General features: G+C 62.1%; 4 protein-coding genes. 1 reads left to right on the top strand and 3 read right to left on the bottom strand.

What is annotated here, in order from left to right; translation table 11 throughout:
• The 3 genes from EOA29_RS31965 to folE all read right to left on the bottom strand — a co-directional run.
• Positions 1–959: patatin family protein (locus EOA29_RS31965; protein ID WP_145969915.1), on the bottom strand; the 959-nt coding region annotated here is incomplete at its 3' end.
• A gap of 85 nt (positions 960–1044) precedes the next feature.
• The gene (gene hisI / locus EOA29_RS31960; RefSeq protein WP_126095880.1) at positions 1045–1503 is read right to left on the bottom strand and encodes a phosphoribosyl-AMP cyclohydrolase; all 459 of its coding nucleotides are present in this window, start codon (positions 1501–1503) and stop codon (positions 1045–1047) included.
• Positions 1504–1586: 83 nt separating this feature from the next.
• Positions 1587–2213 (bottom strand): GTP cyclohydrolase I FolE, encoded by a 627-nt coding sequence (gene folE, locus EOA29_RS31955; protein ID WP_126093445.1) that lies wholly within the window; start codon positions 2211–2213, stop codon positions 1587–1589.
• A 235-nt stretch (positions 2214–2448) separates the two neighbouring features.
• On the opposite strand from folE, the gene EOA29_RS31950 reads away from it, so the two are divergent.
• Positions 2449–2715, top strand: a 267-nt coding sequence (locus EOA29_RS31950) for an iron-sulfur cluster assembly scaffold protein (RefSeq protein WP_189479053.1), incomplete at its 3' end; no start/stop codon positions are given.

The raw sequence follows: 2715 nt of genomic DNA, 5'->3' as shown, positions 1-2715 counted from the left end.
GTCTGCAGCCGCGTCAATTCGCTGATCTGAGACATCGTCGCCTGATAGCCGAGGCGGATCGCCTCGTCGGCGCGGTGGAACTCGGTCAGGCCGATATGGCTGAGCTTCGGCTGCAGCGACATGTCGGGCGGATCGCCGGCAAGCCTGGCGCGCGAAATCCGGTCCTGGATGATGTTGAAGGCTTCGACCATGACGCCGGTGACGCCGAGCCGGGTCTGGTGTGGATGATGCTGAGGATTGGCCTGACCGGGGCTCGGCGCGTCCTTCTCGACGACCAGTTCGCCGGCGCTGTGCTTGATCACCGCGGCGCGGCCGAACAGGTCGTAATGCAGGTTGACGGCGACGACGAGCGGCTGCTCGTAGGCGCGGCAGACCGAGACCGGCACCGGGTTGACCAGGGCGCCGTCGACCAGCACGCGGCCATTGCAGTTCACGGGTTCGAAGACGCCGGGCAGCGCGTAGGACGCGCGCATGGCGGTGATCAGCGAGCCGTTCGACAGCCAGATCTCATGACCGGTGCGGACTTCCGAGGCGACGGCGACGAACGGCTTCATCAAATCCTCGAAACGGATACCGTCCACGTGCTCACGCAGACGCGCATCGAGCTTCATGCCGCCGAACAGGCCGCTGCCGCGGAAATTGAGATCGAGAAGCCCGAAGATGCGCCGCTTGGTCAGGCTCCTGGCGAATTCCTCCAGCTCGTCCAATTTGCCGGCAAGATAGCAGCCGCCAACGAGCGCGCCGATCGAGGTGCCTGCGATCATCGACACTTCGATGCCGGCTTCGTCCAGCGCGCGCAGCACGCCGATGTGGGCCCAGCCACGGGCGCAGCCGCCGCCGAGCGCCAGCGAGATGCCCATCTTCTTCGCCGACTTCGGTTCGGGCACGCCGCCGGACGATGCAGGGCCGTTGGCCTCCTGAACGTCAGGTCTGCTGCGCAATGACGCCCATTCGAGCATCATGATCTCCCCTTGTCCCGTATCCCTTCTACCACAAGGATGTTTGAGAATAGTGAATATAAGGGATTTGTGAATATTGAATGGTTCACACCGGCTTCCGATACGTCTCTTGCGCATCGAACAGCGGCTTGCTGCCATCGTCGGCAAGCGTCGCCTTGCCGTCGCTGAGCCCCACCGTCCGATAAAAGCAGGAACGTCTGCCGGTATGACAAGTTGCGTCGTGGCCCAATACTTTGACGCTCAACCATATCGCGTCCTGGTCACAATCCGTGCGCATCTCGACGACGCGCTGGAAATTGCCCGAGGTCTCGCCCTTCTTCCATAGCGCGTTGCGCGAACGCGACCAGTAGTGCGCGATGCCGGTTTCCAGCGTCAGCGCCAGCGCCTCCGCATTCATGTGCGCGACCATCAAAAGCATGCCGTCGCCGGCGTCGGTGACGACAACGGTCACGAGGCCGGCGGCATCGAAGCGCGGAGAAAGGACGGCGCCTTCCTCCAGCGCCTTCTTGTCTGCTGGAGCTTCGGGAAATTGCAGTGACGACATTGCCGGTTCGTCTTTTTGCTTGACCATGATCTTATCCGAAAACCGGGTCCCACTTTTCGGGACCATGGTCTGAAAGCCGGCGATCAGCCACGCACCATGGTGACGAAGCGCACCTGTTCCTCGGGCGTGTCCTTGAAGACGCCGGTGAAGGTCGAGGTGAGCGTGGTCGAATCCTGCTTGCGGATGCCGCGCATGGCCATGCACATATGCTCGGCCTCGATCATCACGGCGACGCCGCGCGGGTTGAGCACGTCCTGGATGACGCCCGCTATCTGCGCGGTCATCGCTTCCTGCGTCTGCAGGCGATGGGCGAAGATGTCGACGACGCGCGCGATCTTGGACAGGCCGACGACCTTGCCGTCCGGCAGGTAACCGACATGCGCCTTGCCGATGATCGGCACCATATGGTGCTCGCAATGGGAGTGGAACTTGATGTCCCTGACGATGACGAGATCGTCATAGCCGGCCACTTCCTCGAAAGTGCGGCCAAGCTCCTCGGCCGGGCACATGTCGTAGCCGTTGAACATTTCGCGGAAAGCCTTGGTGACACGCTTCGGCGTGTCGACCAAGCCCTCGCGATCGGGGTTGTCGCCGGTCCAGCGCAAAAGCGTGCGCACGGCGGCCTCGACCTCGGCCTCGCTCGGCCGGTCGGTAACCGGCTTTTCCATGTAGGAGGAAGGGGGCATGAGTTTCTTGATGACGGCATCCATAAAGGCGTCTCCCGTAGTCCCACTCAAAGGTGGGACGAGTTGAACGGACCACGACCTTCGGGTGAAACTCGCCCGGTTTCCAGCCCGCAAGCGGCGTGAACAGATGAGCAATGACAATAGCTTGAGGTTGCCTTGTCGATGCCCGGCTGCGACCATTATATATGGTCGTGCTGAGCGAAAGGAAGACACAACAGCGGCAAACGCTGTTCGCTCGGCGGCGACGGATTGGAAAAATATGATCGACGACGTCTACAATGCGAAAATTCTGGGCTTCGCTGGAAACATCGCCCGGATCGGCCGTCTCGATCACCCCGATGCGACCGCCAGGGCGCATTCCAAATTGTGCGGCTCGACCGTCACCGTCGACTTGAAAATGGATGGCGATGTGGTGACCGATTTCGCCCATGACGTGAAGGCCTGCGCGCTCGGCCAGGCTTCCTCCTCGATCATGGCCCGGAATGTGATCGGCGCCAACGCGGATGAGCTGCGCGCGGTGCGCGAG

The sequence above is a fragment of the Mesorhizobium sp. M1E.F.Ca.ET.063.01.1.1 genome, from assembly GCF_003998155.1.
Classification (GTDB): Bacteria; Pseudomonadota; Alphaproteobacteria; order Rhizobiales; family Rhizobiaceae; genus Mesorhizobium.
Note: the sequence above shows the minus strand (reverse complement) of the source record. Positions and strands in the feature narration are given on the sequence as shown.